This is a genomic window from Segatella salivae DSM 15606 (assembly GCF_000185845.1).
In the GTDB taxonomy this organism is placed as follows: Bacteria; Bacteroidota; Bacteroidia; order Bacteroidales; family Bacteroidaceae; genus Prevotella; species Prevotella salivae.
In genome coordinates this window covers 1-2,145 of record NZ_GL629650.1, presented here as the reverse complement: position 1 = coordinate 2,145, position 2,145 = coordinate 1, and the positions used below count along the sequence as shown (strand labels likewise).

1 protein-coding gene is annotated in these 2,145 nt (G+C 33.3%); it reads left to right on the top strand.

What is annotated here, in order from left to right; all coding sequences use genetic code 11:
• Nucleotides 1-45: 45 nt before the first annotated feature.
• Nucleotides 46-2,145, top strand: a 2,100-nt coding sequence (locus HMPREF9420_RS12550; protein WP_007136111.1) for an AAA family ATPase, incomplete at its 3' end; no start/stop codon positions are given.

The window sequence follows — 2,145 nt, the reverse complement described above, 5'->3', positions numbered from 1 at the left end:
TTGAATAAAATAATGTATATTTGCAAAAAATAACCTTATAGCCTTGTGTTTGAGAATTTCAAGAAGATAAAAATAAAAGGAGGATATTTTGACAAAGAAACCGAGTTGCAACTCTTCTATAAATATCCATTAAGTGTTCTCTATGGGCGAAATGGTAGTGGTAAAAGTACCATAGCGCGATGTCTGAAACAATTATGCGAAAGTGAAGAGGAACGAATAAAACGTGAAGAGAATGTAATACAAGGTACGGAAACAAACTATATTGTGAGTAGTGATGTTCCTATAACAGACGAGTATAAATCTAATGTCTTTGTGTTTGATGAAGATTTTCTACAGAATAATGTAAAGATTAAAGATGACGGACTTAATGCTATCGTTATGTTAGGTGAGCAAATCGAATTAGATGAACAAATTAATGCAAATAACGAAAAACTAAGCAAAAAGGTTGAAGAAGTTAGCCAACAAGAAGAGCTAATAAAGAAGTGTGAAAATAAATGGGATAATATCTCACCATTATTTTATTGGGAACAGCTACGGAATGGGCTGCGTGAGGAAGGAGGATGGGCAGATATAGACCGTGATTTGAAAGGTAATTCTGTTAAAAGTCGTGTTACAGAAGAATTGGTTGATAAATTGATGAAATTAGATGAGCCAACGGAGTCATACTCAGAATTGCGAGAACGAGTAATGGCTGATAAAAACTTATATTTACAATCAGAGGATTCTCAACCGATCGTTTGGGATGCAGGAGAACTAAATTTACCTAACAATTTGGATGACCTAATAGAGTTACTCAAGAAACCCTTAGACTCACCAGAATTGACGAAAAGAGAGCGTCGCCTAATGGAGCTTTTAAATAAAATAAGCCAAGAACCTCAACATTTTGAAGTAAATCATACACAACACATATTAGAAGAAGGTTGGAACTTTTGTCCACTGTGTTTAAGAGAAATTACAACAGAGGATAGAACTTCTATATCAGAAGTGTTGTCACATCTTCTAATGGAAGAAGCAAAAGAATTTATCTCAAGGATAAATTCAGAACAAGAACTTTTTTCAGCAATAGAAATGGATTTACCGAATTTTCCAGGCGACTTGAATGCAAAAGAGCTCCATAATGCTACCACAGCCAAGGGGAATCTAAACAAAGTATTAACTATCATTTGGAATATCATAGAACAACGAAGACGTGAGATTTATAAACCTTTAGAGAGACCATTTACTAATGAGATAATCAATGATTATATTAAAGCTCTTTCTACTTGGAAAACAAGTATAGAGCAGATAGAAAAATGTGTAGAAATCTTTAATGATACTGTTAACAAGCGGAAGAAGTTGCTTGATAAAGCTCGGCTTGAAAATGACCTTATGGCAAGAAAACAATTTTCTTCAGCATTAAACGAATACAAAAAGGCCTTGACTAACCAAGAGCAAATTCTAAAGAAATTCCAGAAACTGAAAGAGGAAAAGGATAAAATAGAAGCAGATATCAAGGAACTGAAAATAAAGAAAGAACGTACTGACATAGCGTTAAAGTATATTAACAAAGAACTGCAGTACGTATTCTATAGTAACCGAAAAATACAGCTTGTTGCAGGAGAGGATTGTTATAAGCTTTTGGTTAAGGGGAAAAGGGTAAAGCCCAAGAAAATTAGCGTAGGCGAACGAAATATATTAGGCCTTTGTTATTTCTTTGCTATGCTCTTTAGTGGAAAGAAAGATGAAGACAAATATACATCAGAATACTTAATAGTAATAGATGATCCTATATCAAGTTTTGACTATGGAAACAGGTTGGGCGTAATGTCATTATTGAGATACCAATTTGGTAACATAACAAAAGGCAATGCAAATAGTAGGCTACTTGTTATGTCTCATGATTTGCAGTCTGTATTTGACTTAGTTAAAATTAGAAGAGAACTAAATGATAAATGTAAGAAGTTTCTTGAGTTAAAAAATAAGTGTATAGAAGAGCAAACAGAGAGAAACGAATACAAAAAATTAATAACGCATATATTTGAGTATGCAAATAACGCATGCCCAAAAGATTTAGACGAAATGCAGGAAATGAGTATTGGCAATATTATGCGAAGAATGTTAGAGGCTTTTTCAAGTTTCTGTTATAATACATCTTTTGAGAACATG